The organism is Spirosoma jeollabukense (genome assembly GCF_054777855.1).
In genome coordinates this window covers 1,754,953-1,775,885 of sequence record NZ_BAAHAD010000001.1, presented here as the reverse complement: position 1 = coordinate 1,775,885, position 20,933 = coordinate 1,754,953, and the positions used below count along the sequence as shown (strand labels likewise).

The following is a 20,933-nucleotide window of genomic DNA, read 5'->3' as shown; positions in this document are numbered from 1 at the left end:
ATGAAAATACGCACCCGCCTTTCCTTTACATTCGTGGGGGTAGTTGCGGCCATCCTGCTACTGTTCTCGTTTGTGGTGTATGCCACCGCTGAATATTTCCGCCAGCGGGATTTTTATTTCCGGCTGAGCGATAAGGTGAAAAACACGGCCCGGCTTCTGCTGGAAGAAGACGAGATTGATGCCCGCCTGTTTCGGATAATTGAACGGAATAACCTCACGGCACTGCCCGAAGAACAAATCAATGTTTATAACTCGAACAACCGAATCGTCTATTCGACGCGCGATAGTTCAATTGTGAAACCCGACGTACTGGCGCTGATCCGCCGGAAGAAAGAGGTGTTTTTTCGTCAGAACAAGGCCGAAATCGTTGGGTTTACCTATCCGTATGAGAACCAGGAATACGTACTGGTCGCTTCGGCTTATGATCAATATGGAATTGAGGAAATCGAGCACCTCGGCACGATTATGGTCGTGGGACTGGTTTGTAGTCTGGCGTTGGTAGGCGCGGTTGGGTGGGCCTACGCCGGGCGATTCCTGCGTCCCATCTCCGACGTAGTGCAGCAGGTTGATCAGGTTACGACCTCCAATCTCAATCAGCGCGTAACGGCAGGCAACGATCATGACGAACTCGCTCAGTTGGCGCACACCTTTAACCTGATGCTCGATCGGGTGCAGGAAGGGTTTGAAGTGCAGCGGAATTTTGTGGCCAATGCTTCCCATGAACTACGTACACCCCTCACCATCATTACGGGGCAAATTGAGGTCACGCTGCTAAAACGACGTACTGTCGAAGAGCACGAAGCCAAGTGGAAAGCTGCTTTGGAAGTGATTCAGCGGATGAACAAACTAACCAACAACCTGCTGGATCTGACGCTCGTAAGCCTTGAGTCTGCCCCTTTAAAATTCAGTGAAGTGCCTGTAGATGAGGTTATTTATCAGGCTGCCCAAATGCTTATGAACCGGCAGCCGGACTATTCGGTAGTGTTCGCGTTTGAGGGGAAGATGGAGAAAATTCACCCGTCCTTAACAATAGAAGGGAATAAATCGCTGCTCTATTCGGCCTTTTTCAACCTTATGGAAAACGGCTGCAAGTTTTCTGAAAAGAAACGGGTGAATGTAACGCTCGGGGCCAACGACCGGTGGACGACCATTGAATTTAAGGACGAGGGCGTTGGCATTGCCGAAGACGACATTAAAAAAATTTACGAGCCTTTCTTCCGGGCGCAAAACGTCAAGCGTATCCATGGGCATGGCGTAGGGCTTCCGCTAACGTATCGCATCATTCAACTTCACCGGGGCCAAATCAGTGTCGCGTCTCAGATTGGTGAAGGAACCACGTTTGTCGTCCGGTTGCCCAAGACGTTCTAATCGATTTCTAATCAACTTCTAATCGGTCTCTCATTACCTTCTAACGAGACCTTAATTAACGCTACGCTTGATTGTCGGAACTTTGTTGCCTACTATGCTAAGTGGGCAACAGAAACCATTTTAAGCTATGGGCAACAGAAACAATGGCAACGGAAAGACCGGTACGCTTATCAACTGGATCACTGTCTGGGGCTTCATTTTTGGGTGCATCGCATTCAATTTATACATCGATAATCGCCAGACTGTACTGAAGAAAAATCACTATCGGACGCGCTATGAGGCCGCAAGTCAACGGGCTGATTCGCTGTACCGGGAAACGATACGGCTGGAACGACATCTCCAGAAAATAGAAGCCAGTAGCGTACAAAGAACATCAATCAAATTCGCTGAAAAGACGCAAAAATCACTCGCATCCAGCGAATTATAAAGAGACAAAGCCCTGTCGCAGGAACGTTTTTCGTAAGCATCGTCGTATGGGATGGCTTCCTGTTGCAGGCACAAACTAACAGTACACAACAAGAAATTCTAATGAACACAAAGCAATTTAGTAACCAGGTCCTCGATTCCAGTAATCTCCAGGGCGACATTCGGGGTGGAGCCATTTCGTTCCTGGTTGCCGTGCCTCTATGTCTGGGCATTGCGCTGGCGTCGGGGGCTCCGCTTTTTGCCGGCATTATTGCTGGCATTGTGGGCGGTGTGGTAGTGGGTATATTTAGCCGCTCTGCGCTAAGCATTTCGGGCCCTGAAGCAGGCCTGATTGTCGTTACATTAAGTGCTATTCAGGCGCTGGGCTCATTTCCGGCATTTTTGCTGGCCATGTGTATCGCTGGGGTTATTCAGATAGGCTTGGGTTTTGCCCGAGCGGGAATTGTCAGTAATTTCTTTCCATCGTCGGTTATTAAGGGCATGCTGGCGGGGATTGGCATCATACTGATCCTGAAGCAGTTGCCGCACCTGGTTGGCTACGATGCCGATGCGGCCGAAGGATTTGCGCTGTTCCAGCCGGGCGGCTTCAATATCATTGAGCAACTTCATATGGCTCTCGGGCAGTTCAGCGGGGTCGCTATCCTGATTGCACTGGCATCGCTGGGTATATTCTACCTCTGGGAGAAGCCTGCTTTCAAAAAACACGCAATCACGAAAAATATTCCGGCTGCCTTAGTAGTGGTCGTGTTGGGTATCTGCATCAACGAACTTGTCCGCGCTACGTTCCCTCAGTGGGTATTGAAGGGGAATCACGTTGTGCAATTGCCCGTTCCCGAGAATGTAATGGCATTTTTTCAACTGTTTACACTACCCGATTTCTCCCAGTGGAATAACCCGCTGGTCTACACATCGGCCGTAGCGATTGCGCTGGTGGCGAGTCTGGAGGCCCTTTTAGCGATCGAAGCGTCGGATGAGCTGGACCCACTGAAGCGCAAAACCCCTGCTAACCACGAGTTGAAAGCGCAGGGTATTGGTAATCTGGTGAGTGGGTTGATTGGGGGTATTCCGCTAACGTCGGTTATTGTGCGGAGTTCGGTAAGTATCAACGCGGGAGCCCGTACCAAACTGGCCGCCCTGATTCACGGAACCCTGTTGCTGGTTTGCGTGGTAACGCTTCCGACGTTACTGAATAAAATTCCCTGGGCCAGTCTGGCGGCTATTCTGCTGGTGACCGGCTACAAACTGGCACGTATCGAGATCGTCAAAGCCGTTTTTGCGGAAGGGATCTCGAAATTCATTCCCTTCGTCGTTACCGTCCTGGCCATCCTACTGACTGATTTGCTTACGGGTATTGGCATTGGTATGGCTACGGGTATCTTCTTTGTTCTGCGCGACCATTACCAGAATACGCACCGGGTTCGGACGGAGTGGGATCGCGATAGAAAGCGAATTCACGTGAGTTTAGGCGAGCACGTGTCGTTTTTGAGCAAAGCTAAATTAATGAAACTGCTGAAAACTGTTCCTGATGATGCCATCGTTGAAATTGACGGAAGCGGGTCTTCCTACATCGACAGCGACGTGATTACGGCTATTCAGAATTTCGGTACGTCGGCTAAGCAGCGGAATATCCAGCTTATTTTTCTACCCGGCAAAGTAGCTGATCAATCGCCGGTTTTCCCTCCGAAGGAGCTTGTCAACACCTACCGACGTAATGGTTCACAGCTTCACCTGCAGAGTTAACTAAACGCTACGTCCATTGGCGGGGAGGATACCGGGGCTTGCGAGTATACAAGAGCGAATAATCCCATTTTAATCAACACAGCCGTATAGTGTTGATTAAAATGGGGTTTGTTTTCAGCCTGTTTCTGTCGACCCAAAGACATAATCTGCGTTGCTTTTTCGATTTTCTCAGGAAATAGAGGTGACTGATAAAAACGCTGGTGTATCGTCTATTAACGGATAGTTTCTGAAGCTACTGACCCGTTCCCAAACGGGTCAACCGCCATTACTCAGTATTTTTTCTGCACCGTAGCAAGTACTTCTTGAGGATAACCCATCGCAATGGTGCTAATTTCATCCAGGCGCCTTGTCTGGTCGGCAGTTAATTGAATATCAACCGCTTGCAAGCTGTGTTCAAGTTGGGCCAGTGTTCGTGCGCCGATAATCGGAAATACGTTTTTACTCAATACCCAGGCTAACGCTACCTGGCTGGGAGTTGTGTCAAGTTCTGTGGCGATCAGCTCCAGTTGGTCGATTATTGTCTTTGTTCGCTCGTCTTCCTGATAATCGTTAGCCAACGAAAGTGTCAACCGCCCAGATGAGCCCTGCCGGTATTTCCCGGTCAGCAATCCCCCAGCCAAAGGAGAATAGCCCATCACACCCAAACCAAAGTGTTCTGCCATGAGCGTTAACTCTCGTTCTGGAGTTCGTTGCAGCAGGTTATATTCGATCTGTATAGCTGCCAGCGGTATAGACGTAGCAATGGCTGCCGCTTTCCAGGCCGGAAAATTGGCTAAACCTGTGTATAGAACTTTGCCCGCTGTAACTAAATCTTCCAGACCACGAGCGGTTTCTTCCAATGGCGTCACACCGTCATCAAAATGCGGGATATACAGGTCGATGTAATCCGTCTTCAGGCGTTTTAAGCTTCCCTCTATGGCCTGGCGCATGGCTTTGCGGTGGTTACCGGCATTGGCCAGCGACGGAGCAGCTTGGCTGCTGCGGGTGTACTTGGTACAAATAATAAAATCGTGTCGTTTGTGCTCTGTAAACTTGCCAATAGTCTCTTCCGCTTCGCCAAATTGGTACTGGTCAGATACGTCGATGAAGTTTCCACCGGCATCTGCATAAGCCGAGAGTATCTGGAGTGCGTCATGGGCGGCAGTACCATAACCCCGGCGGTCGCCCAACTGCGAACCGCCCATTATCAGCTCACTAGCTGGTAAACCGGTCTGTGTTCCGAATAATTTATAGTTCATAGTACAAAGGACAGCAATAAGCCATGCCTGGTCAAGTACGGCTGAATTCAGCCGTATCTGATAGATGTTCAGATAACCTATCTTTGTCGAATGTACGAGAGAAAGTTACCCGTCAACCTCGACTGCGGCCTCCACCTGTTTATGGAAGTGATGAATGGGAAGTGGAAGATCAATCTCATTTGGTGCATTCATTCGGGCATCAAGCGGCCCGGTGAACTACAGCGCAAAATTCCTAAAGCATCTCGGAGATTGTTAGATACCCAGTTAAACCAGTTGGTCGAGCATGGTATCCTTTCCAAAAGTAGTTTTGATCAATTGCCTTTAAAGGTAGAATACACGCTTACGCCACTGGGCCAAACCTTGATACCCATCATTGAGTTGACAGCCCAATGGGGGGAAGACCATCGTGGTGTACTAGAGCCGCTGTTTACCTAGGCACTTCACAACTTCACCTGCAAGGTTAAGTAAACGCTACGTCCATCGGAAGGGAGGATACCAGGACCGGGGTACCCTGTAGCGCGACGCGTGAAGTAAGCCTGATTCGCGAGATTGTTCAGGCTGCCTTCCAGCCGAAAGCGTGAGAATTGGTAGGAAAGGCTGGCGTCCAGAATCGTGTAGGCCGGAATCAGGCCGATAACCGCCGAAACCCCGCCATCTGTCGCGTTGCTGGCGTCGGAAAACTGGTTCGACAGATACGTGTATTGTAACGATGCTTTCAGGTTTTTGTAGCCTAGCCGGACGCCACTTTTCAGGTTTACATTTGGTACAAATTCGACCTGATTGCCCACGACTCCAGCAATTTCGCTGGCTTTGTAGGTGGAATGAATTAAGGCTACGTTGGCAAACAGAACACCGCTCAGGTTAGTGTTTAATGGATTCGGCAGTCGCAGAAAATCGGCCTCTGCGTAGGATTCCAGACCCATAATGACGGCCTGCCCAATGTTGCCCCGACGCCGGAGAACGCGGTCGTTCACGTCGTAGAATTGTACTTCGCCAATGCGGTTGTTGTAGTTGAGGTAAAAGGCGCTGACGTCGAAATTATACAGTGTGGTTTGCGTGCTACGTATCCCCAGGTCAATGGAATACCCTTTTTCATCCTGCAAGTTTGGGTCGATCACCGACGATGGATTGGCAATCCGCATATCGCTGAACGTAATGGAGCGGTAATTCTGCGAAATATTGCCGTAAACATCCAACTGCGTCGTGGGCTTGTAGCTGATGCCCAATCCGCCCAGAATAAATTGCCGCCCGTTGGTGCGGTACTCGTTGGTGCGGGTGGAGTTGATAATATTTCCGGCCAGGTCGCGCGTAATGGTGCCGTAGAAACCATCGGCTGTTGTGTGAATGTATTCGAAGCGGACACCGGGGGTAAAGGACAGTTTGTTGCCAACGTAGAGAATATTCTCGGCAAACAGTGATACGTTCCGGTTCGGGAACTGATAGTCGGATGCTATTTCCTGAGCGTCGTCGATGAAATTGAAATTAGCGTCTTTTCCCGTGCTTCCCAGACCCTGTATGCTGTGGTTGTAGCCGTGATAATACCGTCCGCCGATCAGCAAAACGGCCTGTTGTTTGCCGACGGAATAGCGTTTCAAATACCGGGCTTCGGCACCGTAGTTTTGAAAGTCGCCTTTGATCAGATCCCGCTCGCTGTTGTCGTCGATACTCGCTACGCGGTTGGGCCGGAAACCCAGCGAATACCGATACGCATACAGCCCAAATACCCGCAGATTGAACTCATTATTGGCGTTGAATTTATGGTCGAAATGCAGCGCAGGCATCGTCCAGTTCACCTTGAACCAGTTTCGTTCCCGATTACTCTGCCGGGGATCTTCCCGAAACATCGCATCGGTCAGGCCGCCCGGTTGCTGGGCCAGATAGCTCATCTGGGTTATATCGAAACCGAGGGTTGTAGTCTCCGTGAAATGATAGTCAATATCGGCGAAGGCGGTGTAGTTGGTAAAGTGCGAATTGGGGCGCCAGCCGTCACCTTTTTTGTACTGAAAGAACGTGTAGTAGCTTAACTTGCCCACCGTGCCACTGGCACTCGTGAACGCATTGTAAAAGCCAAATGACCCGATGGTTTGCCGAGCAGTCAACTCAAATTTGCGATTGGCTACGGGTTTTTTCATAACGAAATTCAACAACCCGCCAAATTGCGTACCGTACTGAAGCGAGGCCGCCCCCCGCACAATCTGAATCCGTCCAACGGCTTCGGTAGGTGGCGTGTAATAACTTTCGGGATAGCCTAAAGCATCGGCACTGATGTCGTAGCCGTTCTGACGGACGTTGAAATTCGAGCTTCGGTTGGGATCGAGGCCGCGCCCGCCAATGCTGAGTTGCAGGCCGGCGCCTTCATTTTCCCAGATGTTTAGTCCAGCGACGCGAGCGTAAATCTGACGAGCATTGTTGGTCGACAGGTTGGCTACGAGCTGATCGGGAATGATCACTTCCGTTTTTTTACCTTCGTAAATCCCCATACTTTCCACCCCCCGCATCCGGGTGAAGCCAAAATCAGACTGTTTATCCGTAACGGTTACCTCATCCAGTGTTTCGAGCCGATTAGCTAGCCGAATCACTACGTACTGATCACGTCCTGAAATCGTTGTCGTGTGCTTTGCTGCCTTAAAATCGGGAGAACTCGTGTGCAATACGTATTGACCATCGGGCAGATTCGCAAACACGAACTTGCCCAGGCTATCAGTTGTGGCAGTACGCTTTCCATCGTTCAAAAAGACAGTGCAGCCCTTTACTGCCGCACTGTCATGACGAGCCTGTACAGTGCCCGAAAGCTGGTGTTGCGCTGAAATCGCCGTTGAGAAAAGGCAGAAAAGAAACAGACTAAAAACCGTAAATTTTGTCATCGAAAGAGGTGATCCATGTTTTGGTCGCAAACGATTCCTGTTCACTGGCCAGATTAATATCAGGGTTAACTAAGGGCTTACCCAGCCGACCGTTGAGCGCTACGTAAGAGTCGACATATACCTCCGGATTGTGATATCCATGCTGAGCGTAATAATCCCGCAGCAGGTGCGCATATTGAAGTAGCATATCGGGCTGCGTCGACATCATTTTTTCCTGCAATGGAGTCAGAAATTCGGTGTTGTTGACAATGGTCCGGTGTCCCAGATTGTCTTTAACCGTAAACTGTGCGTAGCCCGCTTTTTCCATCAACATGACCCGCCATGAAAACCGGTATCCCTGCTCGGTCCAGAACAATTCGCCCGGATAGAGCAGGTAACGGAAGGGAAACAGCAATTGGATGATAAAGAAAACGACGAATACGCTACGTATCAAATTCGCTACAATGGGCTGATACGTATAGGTTCTGTGGGCCAGTAGAAACGTTGTTGGAATGGATAGCCAGCGGCTTATCTGCCGGATGATAGCCCGATGAAAGTTTGCGGAGAAAAAGATTAGGGCTGTCACGATCATAACGTAGGGAAACATGCCAATTGGAAACAGCAACGCCGTCAATCCGTGAAATATGATAACCGCTACGTAAGCCCAAGGCCGCGTGGGGCGATTCCAGAGCAGAAATGGAATGCTCAAATCATACAGACAGCCAAACCAACTGAACGCGTAGGGTATCCAGTGCTCATTAAATAGAAAGCCAACAACGGGAAGGTCGTTGTGTGCTGGTAGCCAGATACGTAGTGGCATGGCATTCAGGAGCCAGTCGCTGTTAAGTTTGGCTAAGCCCGCAAACACATACAACAGCGCCACAAACAGTTTCAACGAGTCGATGCACCAGGCCGGAATTTGACCGGCGAGCAACGTACGACGGCGAAAGGCATCTACTGCGAAGTACGTATTGGCGGGGAGGAAAATTAGCAGTAAACAAACCATACTCGTGAAATAGTAATGGTTGAGATACGTGCTTTTATCGATGAGTTCAATGTACGTAAAACTCACAAACAAGCTTACAATCGCTACTCGGTAGAAAAGTCCGATGGCGACAAACAGCGCCGAAAGCCCACAAACAGCAAACAATACGTAGGTATAGGAGCCTAGCGGGTGTACAAAGTCAAACCCGTAGAACGGGAAAAAATAGCGGGGTTTGATATACAATTCTTCAATCCAGCCCTTGCTCCAAAAACGAACAATGCTCCCAAAGAGCATCAGTCCAAATAAGAGTCTGAATACAGCCAAGGGCGCTGCCGAAGTGGTTTTGCGAAAATAGGCGAGCATAGCAGGAGGTTTACGGTTTTTGGGACTCGGTTTATGGCGGTCCGTCGCTATGGTGGGCTGACGCGAGCAATCCGTATGCGCCACCCTATCGTTAACCGAATACCAAAAACCGTAAACAGTAATTAATCTCCGTCGTTGTCGGTATAGGTGATCGTGATGCTCATGACGGTTGTCATGTCAACCTTCAGCATCCGCACGGCTTTTTGCATTTGGGTGTACACCAGCACTACGGCGGCATCGTTGGTTTTAATTTCGTCGGATAAGTTGGCTTTCAACGTAGTAAGCTGCTGATTAACAGCCTCAAACTGCTTGTTGATGATGTCCACCAGCGACGTACCAGTACTGCTGTCTTTGGCGCCTAATGAGTTCAGGTATGTTTTCAGGCTCGGCCCTTCCTGGCCCGTTTTTACGCCTTTACCATTGAAAAAATCAACCGAAGCCTGATGTGCCGTTTTGGCCAGCGTTACTGCCAGGTCTTTTTTGTAATACGCTTCGACTTTATCGGGCGAAACGGTGCCATTGCTCATGGCGCCCGACGGAATGCCGAACTTCCCGGAGCGGAGATACCGCTCATAATTAAGCACGTAGCCATTGACTAATTTCGATGTTGAACAACCTGCGTTCAAGGCGGTGCAGTTGATGAACGTATCGCGGTAGCCACCAGTGGTCCAGGCGGTATACACCGACGAGAATTGCGTATTCATCTGCGTTGTCAGCCGCTTGAGGTAGGCTATGCGTTTGGCTGCATCGGCCGCTGTGGTGTAACGTGCCACGATGGCATCGTCGGTGGTACCCAGGCCATTAATGAGGTAGTCCAGCGCTGGAAACCCTTGTTTGGGGTAAGAGGCCGGTACGTCAAACGCGCCTGTTCCGGCTGTAAGGTAGGCTTCAATTCCGGTAACGTCGGTGGGGTAGATATTGAAGAAATTACGGAGCGTATTCTGTTCCGCCGGACCAACATCAAACAGCTCAACTTTTTGCCATTCGGTATACGCATCGACCCAGGCTTGGCGCAAATCGGTTAATGAGGCTTTATCGGGTTTAGCGGCAAACGCATCCGATTTGGTCAGCATCAAATCAAACTTCATTTTGAAATTTGCGTAGCTGGGTACGATGATGTTGTCGGCGATATTCGTCAGCATCGCTTTCCGATCGCTGCTTGCCTGATCGGTTGGATTGGTGGGCGTTGGCGCGGGCGTATCTGAACTACTGCCTCCGCAAGCCCACAATGCCCCCACGAATGCGCAGGCAAAACCGATCTGTTTCCACTTGAAGTGTGCCATGATGTAAAAAGGGGCAGAGCGATACGTAATGTACCGCTCTGCGTAGCCTGATAATGAGGTTAGAGTTGACTCTGTTGATTCTGATAAATTACCCTGCAAGTCAGAAGAATCAACCGAATCAAAATTTGTCGCTTATAAGGTGAACTTCGCTTTAATCGCGGCAGAAGCGGCATTTATTTTATCATTCGTCAATCCCCAGAAACCATTCGGCGCACCGATCAGACCGGCGAGAATTGTATCTGAGAAGGCCGCATCGGCTTTATTCAATGTAGCGTAACGCAGGCTATAAATAAAACCGAGTCCTTCGCCCATAGCGTGAGCCCGGGCCGCATCGGTGGTTCCCGTTTTCCATTTGTCAAGATAGCCCAGAGCCGCACCGGAAATAGCCCGTTCCATGGCCAGGTGAATGAAAGCCGCCTGCGTTTTTAGCGTAGCCATGTCGTTATTGACAATAGCTGCCCGTCCTTTTAACAGAGCCGCATGGATTTTTGGGAAATCCGTCTTGTTGTATTCCCATAGGTAAGAACCAATAAAGCTCTCGCCCGATGACGTAGCCGTTGCTTTGGCGCCATAAACTGGATTGCCAGTAAGAATACCATAAATCTCATCCCAATTTTGCTCAAGCTGCGTATATTTTTTGCCAGCTACCAGCGTCGTATTGTCCAGCGCCAGGTTTTTGTCGCTGAGCAGAACATTGCCAATATAATCGACCTGAAACGCACCGATTAAGCCTTTCTGAATAATCTGAGCGTATTCAATGCCTTTTTCATCAACCAGATACGTTCCTAGTCTGCCTGCTTTGCCTTCCGAAGCGGTGGCTGAAACCGATTTACTGGCTGTGGCAATTGCCGGGAAAGAAGCTTCAATAGTTGCTCGTTCTTTTTCGGCATCGGCTGCAGAAAAAGACGAGGCCGTTACGTTTCGCAACTGCACCCCCGACGTGTTCAGCGAAGCAAGGGTACCAGAGAACGGGCTGCCTGTATTCGCAAACATATTTTTGAGGACATTGGCATCCAGGGTAGCGCCTGAACCAACAGCCGTACCGTTGTAGGTATTGATGGATCGGAAAATCAACAACCGGTTGGCGCCATTCGTCAGGTCAACGGTTTTGGCACCTGCATCATCCACAAAAAAATTGGCATATGTAGTGGTATCCGTCAGTTTTGCGTAGTCTACTGACTTACGAAGTTGCGGATTGATTGTGGTTGGGTTTTCGTCGTTGTTGTTGCAGGCTGATAAACTGACAGCGAGCAGTGCAACGGGTGCTAGTCGAGTAAATAGTGAAGAAGTAAACATGTATGGGATTGGCGATATTATTTCCTGCAAATGTAAGTGGTATTTAGACTAATTATAAAATACTTAGCAGTCTTATTTTATTAATTAATTTATAAGGCCCTGTTTCTTAATTGGTTGAATATCTTTGGCTTTTGCCAATAAGCGGTAATAAACATCTTAAAAGATCGTTAACTTACTATTAAATGTTGGGTCAATTGTTTGGCATAACCACCAACGTAGTATATATTTGGGTATATCTATGCTCTTCCTCACCATTGGTTTATCAACTAATCCGGCCCATTGGTCTGGTTCATTACATCGGTGAGTATTCATTGAAATGACCCGCCCGCCCTGCAATTTTTCTCGCCAGTTACGCCGTAGCCAGTCGGTGATTTAATGCCTCGCTTTATTCTTCATCCACCTGTAACGTTTCCTTGTCATGGCTTTTCACTCGCTTGCTGGCAGTAAGCTACCTACTACGTCTACCGTCTGGGTGGTTGATGATGATGAAGATGATCGACTCTTCATTCGATCGGCTTTTGACGAAACGCAGCAGCCCATAAATGTGCTGACACTTAATGACGGTGACCAGCTATTGCCGACCCTGGCTGATTGTGACGAACTGCCCCGGCTGATTTTGCTGGACATCAATATGGTGCGGCAGAACGGCTTTGAAACCCTTGTTCAACTACGTAGCACACCGACGTTTGCCCATCTGCCCGTTGTGATGCTGACGACGTCGTCCGATAGTTCGGATTGCCGCCAGAGTTTAGCCTTGGGCGCCAATCAGTGCCTGACCAAACCGGCCAATTACAAGCAGCTCGTGACGCTGGTTAAGAAATTAAGCGAACAATGGGAGTTGACAGAAATGGCCTAGCTTTCTCATCGTACCGCCTGTCTGCAAAAACGGCCCGTCATTTCCTGGTTATTTTGCATCGAATCTGAACCATCTTCCCCCGGTATCAGATTCTTGACGTATGTTCTCATCACTACGTTTAGAATTAACGACCTTGCCTCATGATGATCGCCCGGTCTTTGTGTCGGGTAATTTTTGTGACTGGCTACCCGATCTGGATGCATTTCGGATGCAATCTGTTGGGCCCGGGGAGTATGTATATGAGTTTCCTCAAGACAGTACGCTGCCTGAAACGCTGGAATATAAGTACACGAGGGGTGGGTGGGATCAGGTGGAGCTGAATGCATCGGGCGAGAGTGTGGGGAATCGAACCGTAGCGCGCTCCGTAAAGTTAAAACGGGACTATGTACCCCATTGGCGGTGGTATGGAATGCCTTTTAATCCGTCGTTCCTGCCCAAAATAGAACTATTGGGCGATGACTTCAAAGTACCCCGAGTTAACCAGACGCGCCGGGTTCATGTGCTGCTTCCACACGACTACGCTTCCTCAGAAAAAAGGTACCCCGTTCTGTATTTACACGATGGACAGAATCTGTTTGGGGGGGGCGTTGGCTACGGAAGCTGGGAAGTTGATCAGAAAATGGCCATATTGGCTTCCAGGCAGCATCATGAAGTCATCCTGGTGTCGATCGATCACACCAATGAGCAGCGAATTCGGGAGTTTACGCTCACTCGAACGCGCGCGGGTGATGGCCGGGGGCAGTATTACCTGGACTTTATCCATAAAACGTTGAAACCCCTGGTTGATAAACGCTTTAGAACGTTACCGGATGCGGCTAACACGGGTATAGGGGGAAGTTCGCTGGGTGGATTGATCAGCATTTATGCCGGGCTTCTCCACCCTGATGTTTTCGGGCGGTTGATGATTTTCTCGCCGTCACTCTGGATTTCACCCAATATTTACTTCGACGCCATCCGCTTTCAGGCACCGGTGCCCATGAAAATTTATGCCTATGGTGGTGGGAAAGAGTCGAGCTATATGGTGCCTGGTATTCAACGTTTCAGGGACGCCCTGGCTCGTCAGCAGTACGGAGGTAATCCCATTGATGTTCATCTGTCTGTCGATCCGACCGGCACGCATCAGGAAGCCCACTGGAGTCACGAATTCCCCACAGCGGTGGAGTGGTTATTTTATTAAAAAACTCATGAACATTACCCTGAACACACAACCAGTCTCCGGCGGAGACTTGATTATACCGGTTTTACAAACCGATACGTTGGCCGATCAACTGAGCAGCCTCGCTCCGAAGCTGGGCATAGCGGAATCGGTGTTACAGCGCGACTTCAAAGCCGATGCTAAAGAAACCGTAGTCTTATATAGCCCGAAGGGGACAAAAACATACTTGCTCGGTTTGGGTGGCGATCCAAAAGAAATGGATTGGCTACGTACGTTCCGAAAGCTGTTTTTCGAACAGAAAAATAAATTGCCCGCGCAGCTTGGCATTGACTTGACGGCTGTCGAGGGCTCCCTTGTTGAAGCCGTTGTATTGGGCGTTCGCGGGGGGGGCTATGACCTGAAGCTTTACCAGACGGATAAGCCAGACGGTCCGGTTTTCTTCTCTGAAACTGGGGCCCTAACACTTTACGTAACGGTTGAGCAAGAAGCCGTTGCGCAGGAAGCACTGACGCGCGCCGAAGCCATTGCCCAAACACAACGGCAAATGCTGGACTTGATGAATGCGCCTGCTAACTACAAAAATCCGGAAACGCTGGCCGAATGGGCTGTCGCATCTGGCGAAAAATACGAGTATGACGTTAGGGTGCTCGATTATGCCGAACTGGAAAAACAAGGTTTAGGGGCGCTGCTGAGTGTTAGCCAGGGAAGCGATGAACCACCTGTGCTGATCATTGCTGAGTATAAGCCCGAGGGCGTCGCTGATCTGATGACCGTTGGCCTGGTTGGTAAGGGTGTTACGTTCGATACGGGGGGTATTTCGATTAAAACGTCGAACAATATGCACCTCATGAAAAGCGATATGGGCGGAGCTGCGGCTGTACTCGGCACACTGGAAGTGGCGGCAAAGCTGAAACTGCCTATTCACCTGGTCGGAATTGTTCCGTCAACAGAAAACTCAATAGATGGCCGCTCGACAAAACCCGGTGATGTCATTACGTCCTATATTGGAAAGACCATCGAAATCATCGATACCGATGCCGAAGGACGGGTTATTCTGGCCGATGGATTAGGCTACATGGTTCGCAACTTCCAACCCGACGTATTAATTGACCTGGCTACGTTAACGGGGAGCGTCATTGCGACGTTAGGTTACCACGCAGCGGGCATGTTCACCCAGAACGATACGTTAGCCGAGGCCCTTACCAAAGCCGCCAACCAAACTGGCGAACAACTCTGGCGACTTCCGCTATGGGACGATTACCGCGAAGACATTAAATCGGACGTAGCGGACGTGAAAAATTTTAGTGGAAAACCGATGGCGGGGGCCATCAGTGCGGCTAAGTTTCTGGAAGTATTTACGGAAAAACATCCGGCCTGGGCGCACCTGGATATTGCCGGGATGGCCTTTGCTGACACTGAGTTTGGGTCGCAAAAAAACGCAACAGGATTTGGTATTCGGTTGTTGATCGCGTATTTACGTGCGTTAATCGCCAATAACTAACAAGGAAAATTCGCCTTTTGATCTTTTGGCCTTATCTTTTTGGGAGAAACACAAATAGGTTTACAGTTTTGGGTATTCGGGTTATAGTGGACCATCGTAACCCGAATACCCAAAACCGTAAACCCAAAACCACCCTTCCTATGAGTCAATTATCTTTTTTGTGCATTGCTACCTTTTTCAAAGGGCATGATTTTATGCGTGCCTGTAAAGAACTGGGCCACACCGTTTATCTGATGACGGACCAGAAACTGGCAAATGAAGCCTGGCCCAGGGAAGCCATCGACGACATGTTCTTTCTACCATCGCCGAGCAATGCAGCGGTCGATTTAGATCAAATGATAGTGGGTCTGGCTTATGCGATGCGTTCCCGAAAAATTGACCGGGTGGTTGCCCTGGATGACTTCGACGTGGAGAAAGGTGCGCTCATTCGGGAAACGTTTCGCATTGATGGAATGGGCCAGACGACCTCCCGGTATTTCCGTGATAAGCTGGCCATGCGCATGCGTGCCGCTGCGGCCGGTATTCGAGTCCCGGCCTTTAGTCCGATTTTCAATGACGAAGCGGTTACGGCTTTTCTACAGGTGACCGAAGCGCCCTGGTTGATCAAACCCCGTTCAGAAGCCTCGGCAACGGGTATTCGAAAAGTGCATTCACTGGAAGAAGCCTGGTCGGCCATTCATTTGTTGGGCGACAATCGGCATAATTATCTCATCGAAACCTTTCAGCCCGGCAAAGTCTATCACGTTGATGCACTGTCGGTTGATGGTAAAGCTGTTTTTACGCGGGTTAGCCAATACCTGGCGACGCCTATGGAAGTAGCCCATGGGGGCGGGGTTTTTCGTACGGGTACATTGCCACTCGATACGCCCGAAACCGATGCGCTGCATCAGATTAACGATCAGGTTTTAGACGCTTTCGGCATGCGCTATAGTGCGTCGCATTCCGAGTACATCCGGGGTGATCACGACGGCGAACTGTATTTTCTGGAAACCGCTTCCCGTGTGGGCGGAGCGCACATTGCCGAGATGGTTGAGGCCGCGTCGGGGGTGAGTCTCTGGAAGGAGTGGGCCAAGCTCGAAAGTGCCGTTGCGCGGAAAGAACACTATGTGCCACCCGTTGACAATAGAGGACACGCGGGTTTGATTGTGTCGCTGGCGCGTCAGCAATGGCCTGATTTATCCGTATTTACTGATTCAGAAATTTACTGGCGTATCAACCGCGAGTACCATGTTGGGCTCATTGTTCGGGCCGAAGATCGCACCCGCATCCTGGATCTGCTGGACGATTACATGCACCGGATTTACCAGGAGTTTCATGCATCGGCACCGCTGCCCGAAAAGCCAACGAATTAACTGTATTGTATCCACGGGCTGATGCTCGTGGATACGTAGTTACAAACTATCCTTCTTGGTCTTGCCAATCGGCACCGACACGCCAAACGCTCTTGGATCGGTGGGCGGTTGGGTTTTCCGTTTTTTGTTGTCGTTACGTGCAGGCACGGGGGTAACAGGCATTTGTGCCGTCATGCCCGGCCCCGATGTGGGCGAATCAACGCCTGGAATCGCCACCTGCTTTTGAACAGGGGCCTCGGTGGTTTTTGACGAATCGCTTTGGGCGAAACAAACAGAGCCGGATAAGCTCATGGCGAGTAAAAACAGGGCCTGGCGCATAAGAAAAGATCGTTCGTTGAGTAAGCAAACGCCAACTGGAATGGTCGGCTGTCTGCACCTCTATCAACCCGCTTTCGGGCGTAAGGTTTCAAGTTAATTTCACAGCTCGTCAACGCGCACCAGTCTATATGATTTTTGCTGTAATTCGGTCAGTAACTCATCCAGGTGATCGTAGAGTTTATCGGTCCGGTTAGGGGCAGTGCCTACGTGCATCAGCAAGATAAATCCGTTCAATCCAGCCTGTTTTTGCTGTTCATACGTCCAAATGGATTTTAGAATAGTTGCACTGCTGCGATAGTTTCCATCCTGAGGTGTTGTGTAGTCGGCATGACTCAGCGTACCGGGGGTGTAGTTGATGAGCTGTCCTCCTTCGGCTTTTGTCCAGGCTGCAATGCTATCATTATACCATTCGTAGGGCGGTAAAAACAAGCGTGTCTCGCTACGTTGCCGACCAAATCGGGAAAGTGCTACGTAGTTCGCGGTCAAATCGGCGGTAAATTGTTCGTGGCTGATGAGCAGGCTATCACGTTTCGTCCAATCGCAGTACAATAAATGCTGGTCGGAGTGGGGGCCTACGTAATGCCCCGCCCGAACTAATTGCCGGATAATTGGGGCAAAGGCCGGGTTTCGCAGAAAACGACCGGTCAGAAAAAACGAAGCCCGTACATCATGCTTCTGCAATGTCCGGGCAATGGTTGGGCCACCATCAGCAAACTCGTCGCCCGTGAAAACCAGCGCCATCCGCCGAGTGGTTGTGTCTCCCCGAATTTTAGCGCCTTTGAAATACGTTGCCTTTGTGCCAATAGCTTTCGCAGGTGTCAATTTATTGACGGGGCGATTAATTTTTTTTGGCAATGAAACGCTACGTGTGGGCGACAGGCGTTCGGCCTGTTTAGCCGCCAACAGATAAACGAGTGATGCTGTGCCGTCCATTGTTGGTTCGTTGGTGCTGTAGTCACCGTAGTCGTCGTGATAAACGGCTACGCTGCTTTGGAAGGCCTTATATTCGTCGGGTTCGTGGAGTGTAATACCAATCAGTTTGCTGTAGATGCTGCCGCGCACAGGTCCGTCAACCAGGCCGCCATCGATAGGGTACTTTTTCAGGTGGGTGAACGCCGAATGCGGATCAGCGGGCGTATCGGCCTGGGCAGGCAGCCCATACACGAAACTCGTTCCCCAGGGATTACAACCGAAAAGCCAGTCGAAATTGGCCTGTTCGAGAGCTGCGTACTGGTTGTCGTTGGTGAGCTGCCGGTACCAGAAACACTGCGTCGCAAAGGACGTAGTGAGGTTGTTGCTACACCAGATGAACGGGACACCTCGGTAAAACGCATTCTGTCGGGCCCGCTGCCAAACGGTCTCAATCCCTGATTTGTAGAAATTAGTAACGGCTTTTCGGTTAGCACCCGTTAGTTTTTTTGCCAGTTCGGCATGGCCTATATTGACAAAGGGATACCACTGATAATGCCGTGCCGTATCGTTCAGCATCCAGGGTGTTACGGGCTCTTGTCGGGCAAAATCCAGCGCGGTTTTCTGTTGGGTTAACGCCTGTTTTCCCGTGGTGCCTGCTATGTTGAGTTGCTCGACAGTGGCCAGTTCCATGTCGTCGGCATAGTTGTCTTCTTCGTAAAAATATGGTGCCCGGCCCGGCGCTGTCTGGCAATTGCCGGGTTTCGACAGCCCAAGTTTATAAGCCGATGTTGCCCGCTGCCGGAGTCGCGCTACGTAGTTGCGGTCAACGTACGTAGCTTGACGAGTTCGCAATAACTGATAACCAAGGGCCAAAGCACTACTCACTTTACCCGCCGTAGAGGCTACCCCCGTTGCTCTGTTTTTATATTTAAACATACCCTGCGGCTGACCTGTAGCGAAATAAACCGGGCGTTCATAGCCCTTGCCATACAGGCTGTCCAGTTTGGGAATGCGCATGGCGGAATGATCGCGGTCGTCGCCGAGCTGGTTGAAAAGCCAGTCATCGGTAGGGTGCATTTTCAGTAGCCAGTCGAGGCCCCAGCGCGCTTCGTCCAGTACGTCGGGTTGCCCGTTTTTCCCTTCCAGACCATTGGTTTGATACATATCACCGAACGCACTGGGGAAATCACGTAGCGCAGCTAGCAGATGATACGTAGCATTGGCTGAGGTGGTTACGTACTGCAAATAATCGGATGCATCGTGCCAGCCCCCCACTACGTCGATGTGCGTACTGTCGGGCATAGGGCCGTACAGCGTGTAGCCGTCGTGCGTGTGGCAGGAGTCGTTCAGGAACGGATTGAATCCACTACGTTGCTGGCGCATATAACGCAGACAAAAATCAGCCGCGCCTTTATACACATCCTCATCAATCCGGAAACCAGGCGACCGGGTACCGTCGTTGGTGCGGAGGTAATAACGGCCTGGTTTTTGAATTGCCGAGAAATCGAGCCGATACGTTTGCCGAAAGGGACCATATTCGCCAAATGTCTGCCCCACCTGTAGCTGCTGAACGTCCTGATTCGTCTGCTCATCAACAAGTTGAAAACTGGTCACCGTTTGTGCCGTAAGACTTCCCCACACCGCTATCTTGGGGCTATTCGGCCGATAGCCCAGCAGATTAATTCGAATAACGGCCGACGGCTCGTCACGCGGTTGGAAACCTGCGATCACAGGCTGAAAAGCGCGGGTTTCCAACCGCGTTACAACAAAGCCACTGATTAGTAAAACGATAAATGAAATTGAGCGAACGAGCATAGCTTAGGAAGGCAAATAGTGAACAGGCAATCCTATTGTGTTAAAATAAATTCAGCCCAACAGTGTCAATTGATACTAATAACTTTCAAACCCACTTTGCAATTAAATATAAAATTGTGCCACTACTCCATCAACTAAGTCCTCGTAGGTCATTATTTCTATATCCTTATAGTCAGCCACTATTTCTCTCCAATCGTCATTTCTAAAATCCCATCTTCTTCCAATTACTAAAATTCGCCTAGGATTAAAAACCTTAAAACCATATTTAGCTTCAAACCATTTTCTGTTGTTGGGGTCGTCAAAATAGGACTTGTAAACCCTAGTTTGTGAAATGTAGGAATTTATCTCTGCTGAGAAAGTTTCTCTGTTGCTTCTACCAGTAACCAAATTTGATTTTAAGTAAGGCAGTTTAAACTCTACAATATTTGCATAACCATTTGGCTGCACAATAAAAAAATCGGGTTTAATGTTATCTTTGATTTCACTTTGCCACTCACAAGTTAGTTGGGCGTGAATTTACTTTGCAAGGAAAGCCATTGATAATATGAATTTATTTTCGTCTCTTTCTAAGAATGAAGTAATGGCTGTTTCAGAGCTTAATTTATGCCCTGCTAATTCTATTAGTCTATTTATCTGAGGAAGTTTTGAAAATTTGAAGTCATTTTTATCGGGTATAGGATAAACATAATGAGCATCATGGTGAACAAGAGTTTCATTGTAATACTTGAAATTAATAGCGATACTATCATATTCGCTTCCATTATCATCATATTCTAAAGGAATAAAATCAATCCATTTGATATGCCTAGTTTTTAATCCGTTTTCGTCAGCATCAAAATATAATGAATTGACGTGTCTTGCAAATTGGCCTTTTTGAATGTAAAAATTTCCTGCATTAAAAGCTATCATGGAGTTCTGAGCAGCAAAATTCCATTTTAATTCAATCAATTTGTCGGCTCCTTTATTAGTAGGGATAATAAGATCTTCAGCATAAAGTGGTAATGGGAATGAAATTCCTACAGTGCTATCAAATTTGAATCCTACTATCTGTTCAATGAAATTTTCATCTGTCTGTGTTAGATCGTAATAAGTAATATAAACAGAGCCATTAGGAGCTAAGGTTTCAATTCTTTCAGGTCCGAAATATTCAATTGCTAAATGAGTTTTACCAAAGTAGAATACTAATTTTTCATGCTCGAAAAGTAAACCAGTTACTGTTTTTATTAGATGCTTATTTTTTTCGACATAGTTGTAAAGCGGTAACCAATAAAGCTCCATAAGTTTTTTTCCGACTGCCAAAGAACTGTCTTTGAAATCTTCCGACTCTAGTTCATTCATAGTGTGAAATCTAGAATATTGCCAAATAATTTCCTACGACTTAAAGCTTGATAAAGTCAAGCTTAACAAAAGATGCAACCCTCTCATAAACTTGGTATTATTGTCCTTAAACTACCGAATATATAGTAATGGTCGTCTTCTGA

At 49.0% G+C, this 20,933-nt stretch carries 17 protein-coding genes; 8 read left to right on the top strand and 9 right to left on the bottom strand.

From position 1 onward, the window contains the following. The 3 genes from ACYVEA_RS07200 (at position 1) to ACYVEA_RS07190 (ending at position 3,534) form a co-directional block, all read left to right on the top strand. Positions 1-1,368 carry a sensor histidine kinase gene (locus ACYVEA_RS07200; protein WP_461112688.1) on the top strand — a complete coding sequence of 456 codons (1,368 nt, stop codon included), beginning with the start codon at positions 1-3 and terminating at the stop codon, positions 1,366-1,368. Between the two features lie 127 nt (positions 1,369-1,495). Further along, positions 1,496-1,795, top strand: coding sequence for a hypothetical protein (locus tag ACYVEA_RS07195; RefSeq protein WP_461112687.1), 300 nt, complete (start codon positions 1,496-1,498; stop codon positions 1,793-1,795). A gap of 101 nt (positions 1,796-1,896) precedes the next feature. Continuing rightward, positions 1,897-3,534: a SulP family inorganic anion transporter gene (locus ACYVEA_RS07190; RefSeq protein WP_461112686.1), complete on the top strand. Its 1,638-nt coding sequence runs from the start codon at positions 1,897-1,899 to the stop codon at positions 3,532-3,534. A gap of 269 nt (positions 3,535-3,803) precedes the next feature. Here ACYVEA_RS07190 and ACYVEA_RS07185 read toward each other — a convergent pair whose 3' ends face one another. Continuing rightward, on the bottom strand, positions 3,804-4,772 hold the full coding sequence (locus tag ACYVEA_RS07185) for an aldo/keto reductase (protein WP_461112685.1): 969 nt from the start codon (positions 4,770-4,772) through the stop codon (positions 3,804-3,806). A gap of 90 nt (positions 4,773-4,862) precedes the next feature. Between ACYVEA_RS07185 and ACYVEA_RS07180 the strand changes: the two genes are divergently transcribed. Next, on the top strand, positions 4,863-5,207 hold the full coding sequence (locus ACYVEA_RS07180) for a winged helix-turn-helix transcriptional regulator (RefSeq protein ID WP_461112684.1): 345 nt from the start codon (positions 4,863-4,865) through the stop codon (positions 5,205-5,207). A gap of 5 nt (positions 5,208-5,212) precedes the next feature. Here the strand turns inward: ACYVEA_RS07180 and ACYVEA_RS07175 are convergent, their stop codons facing one another. The 4 genes from ACYVEA_RS07175 to ACYVEA_RS07160 all read right to left on the bottom strand — a co-directional run bounded on the left by ACYVEA_RS07175 (position 5,213) and on the right by ACYVEA_RS07160 (position 11,542). Next, entirely contained in the window at positions 5,213-7,636 is a 2,424-nt protein-coding gene (locus ACYVEA_RS07175) for a TonB-dependent receptor domain-containing protein (RefSeq protein WP_461112683.1), read from the bottom strand. Further along, a complete protein-coding gene (locus tag ACYVEA_RS07170) occupies positions 7,614-8,963 on the bottom strand; it encodes an HTTM domain-containing protein (protein ID WP_461112682.1) in 1,350 nt (449 codons plus the stop codon). Before ACYVEA_RS07170 ends, ACYVEA_RS07175 begins: the two co-directional genes overlap by 23 nt. 122 nt (positions 8,964-9,085) lie before the next feature. After that, positions 9,086-10,246 (bottom strand): imelysin family protein, encoded by a 1,161-nt coding sequence (locus ACYVEA_RS07165; RefSeq protein WP_461112681.1) that lies wholly within the window; start codon positions 10,244-10,246, stop codon positions 9,086-9,088. A 132-nt stretch (positions 10,247-10,378) separates the two neighbouring features. Beyond that, positions 10,379-11,542 carry a DUF4856 domain-containing protein gene (locus ACYVEA_RS07160; RefSeq protein ID WP_461112680.1) on the bottom strand — a complete coding sequence of 388 codons (1,164 nt, stop codon included), beginning with the start codon at positions 11,540-11,542 and terminating at the stop codon, positions 10,379-10,381. 418 nt (positions 11,543-11,960) lie between these two features. Here ACYVEA_RS07160 and ACYVEA_RS07155 point away from each other — a divergent pair, with 418 nt between their 5' ends. The 4 genes from ACYVEA_RS07155 to ACYVEA_RS07140 all read left to right on the top strand — a co-directional run bounded on the left by ACYVEA_RS07155 (position 11,961) and on the right by ACYVEA_RS07140 (position 16,407). Continuing rightward, positions 11,961-12,398: a response regulator gene (locus ACYVEA_RS07155; protein WP_461112679.1), complete on the top strand. Its 438-nt coding sequence runs from the start codon at positions 11,961-11,963 to the stop codon at positions 12,396-12,398. Positions 12,399-12,498: 100 nt separating this feature from the next. Next, positions 12,499-13,575: an alpha/beta hydrolase gene (locus ACYVEA_RS07150; protein WP_461112678.1), complete on the top strand. Its 1,077-nt coding sequence runs from the start codon at positions 12,499-12,501 to the stop codon at positions 13,573-13,575. 7 nt (positions 13,576-13,582) lie between these two features. Further along, positions 13,583-15,055 carry a leucyl aminopeptidase family protein gene (locus tag ACYVEA_RS07145; protein WP_461112677.1) on the top strand — a complete coding sequence of 491 codons (1,473 nt, stop codon included), beginning with the start codon at positions 13,583-13,585 and terminating at the stop codon, positions 15,053-15,055. Between the two features lie 140 nt (positions 15,056-15,195). Further along, positions 15,196-16,407 carry an ATP-grasp domain-containing protein gene (locus ACYVEA_RS07140; RefSeq protein ID WP_461112676.1) on the top strand — a complete coding sequence of 404 codons (1,212 nt, stop codon included), beginning with the start codon at positions 15,196-15,198 and terminating at the stop codon, positions 16,405-16,407. 39 nt (positions 16,408-16,446) lie between these two features. Here the strand turns inward: ACYVEA_RS07140 and ACYVEA_RS07135 are convergent, their stop codons facing one another. From ACYVEA_RS07135 to ACYVEA_RS07120, 4 genes are all read right to left on the bottom strand, one after another. Further along, positions 16,447-16,725 carry a hypothetical protein gene (locus ACYVEA_RS07135; protein WP_461112675.1) on the bottom strand — a complete coding sequence of 93 codons (279 nt, stop codon included), beginning with the start codon at positions 16,723-16,725 and terminating at the stop codon, positions 16,447-16,449. Positions 16,726-16,824: 99 nt separating this feature from the next. Then, complete coding sequence (locus tag ACYVEA_RS07130) at positions 16,825-19,452, bottom strand: glycoside hydrolase family 9 protein (RefSeq protein WP_461112673.1); 2,628 nt, start codon at positions 19,450-19,452, stop codon at positions 16,825-16,827. Positions 19,453-19,554: 102 nt separating this feature from the next. Continuing rightward, positions 19,555-19,920, bottom strand: coding sequence for a Shedu anti-phage system protein SduA domain-containing protein (locus tag ACYVEA_RS07125; RefSeq protein WP_461112967.1), 366 nt, complete (start codon positions 19,918-19,920; stop codon positions 19,555-19,557). Positions 19,921-19,968: 48 nt separating this feature from the next. Then, a complete protein-coding gene (locus ACYVEA_RS07120) occupies positions 19,969-20,790 on the bottom strand; it encodes a hypothetical protein (RefSeq protein WP_461112672.1) in 822 nt (273 codons plus the stop codon). Positions 20,791-20,933 lie beyond the last annotated feature (143 nt).

Excerpts from the sequence above, each read along its gene's own strand:
- ACYVEA_RS07200 (WP_461112688.1), top strand. The coding sequence starts at position 1 with ATGAAAATACGCACCCGCCTTTCCTTTACATTCGTGGGGGTAGTTGCG.
- ACYVEA_RS07195 (WP_461112687.1), top strand. The coding sequence starts at position 1,496 with ATGGGCAACAGAAACAATGGCAACGGAAAGACCGGTACGCTTATCAAC.
- ACYVEA_RS07190 (WP_461112686.1), top strand. The coding sequence starts at position 1,897 with ATGAACACAAAGCAATTTAGTAACCAGGTCCTCGATTCCAGTAATCTC.
- ACYVEA_RS07185 (WP_461112685.1), bottom strand. The coding sequence starts at position 4,772 with ATGAACTATAAATTATTCGGAACACAGACCGGTTTACCAGCTAGTGAG.
- ACYVEA_RS07180 (WP_461112684.1), top strand. The coding sequence starts at position 4,863 with ATGTACGAGAGAAAGTTACCCGTCAACCTCGACTGCGGCCTCCACCTG.
- ACYVEA_RS07175 (WP_461112683.1), bottom strand. The coding sequence starts at position 7,636 with ATGACAAAATTTACGGTTTTTAGTCTGTTTCTTTTCTGCCTTTTCTCA.
- ACYVEA_RS07170 (WP_461112682.1), bottom strand. The coding sequence starts at position 8,963 with ATGCTCGCCTATTTTCGCAAAACCACTTCGGCAGCGCCCTTGGCTGTA.
- ACYVEA_RS07165 (WP_461112681.1), bottom strand. The coding sequence starts at position 10,246 with ATGGCACACTTCAAGTGGAAACAGATCGGTTTTGCCTGCGCATTCGTG.
- ACYVEA_RS07160 (WP_461112680.1), bottom strand. The coding sequence starts at position 11,542 with ATGTTTACTTCTTCACTATTTACTCGACTAGCACCCGTTGCACTGCTC.
- ACYVEA_RS07155 (WP_461112679.1), top strand. The coding sequence starts at position 11,961 with ATGGCTTTTCACTCGCTTGCTGGCAGTAAGCTACCTACTACGTCTACC.
- ACYVEA_RS07150 (WP_461112678.1), top strand. The coding sequence starts at position 12,499 with ATGTTCTCATCACTACGTTTAGAATTAACGACCTTGCCTCATGATGAT.
- ACYVEA_RS07145 (WP_461112677.1), top strand. The coding sequence starts at position 13,583 with ATGAACATTACCCTGAACACACAACCAGTCTCCGGCGGAGACTTGATT.
- ACYVEA_RS07140 (WP_461112676.1), top strand. The coding sequence starts at position 15,196 with ATGAGTCAATTATCTTTTTTGTGCATTGCTACCTTTTTCAAAGGGCAT.
- ACYVEA_RS07135 (WP_461112675.1), bottom strand. The coding sequence starts at position 16,725 with ATGCGCCAGGCCCTGTTTTTACTCGCCATGAGCTTATCCGGCTCTGTT.
- ACYVEA_RS07130 (WP_461112673.1), bottom strand. The coding sequence starts at position 19,452 with ATGCTCGTTCGCTCAATTTCATTTATCGTTTTACTAATCAGTGGCTTT.
- ACYVEA_RS07120 (WP_461112672.1), bottom strand. The coding sequence starts at position 20,790 with ATGAATGAACTAGAGTCGGAAGATTTCAAAGACAGTTCTTTGGCAGTC.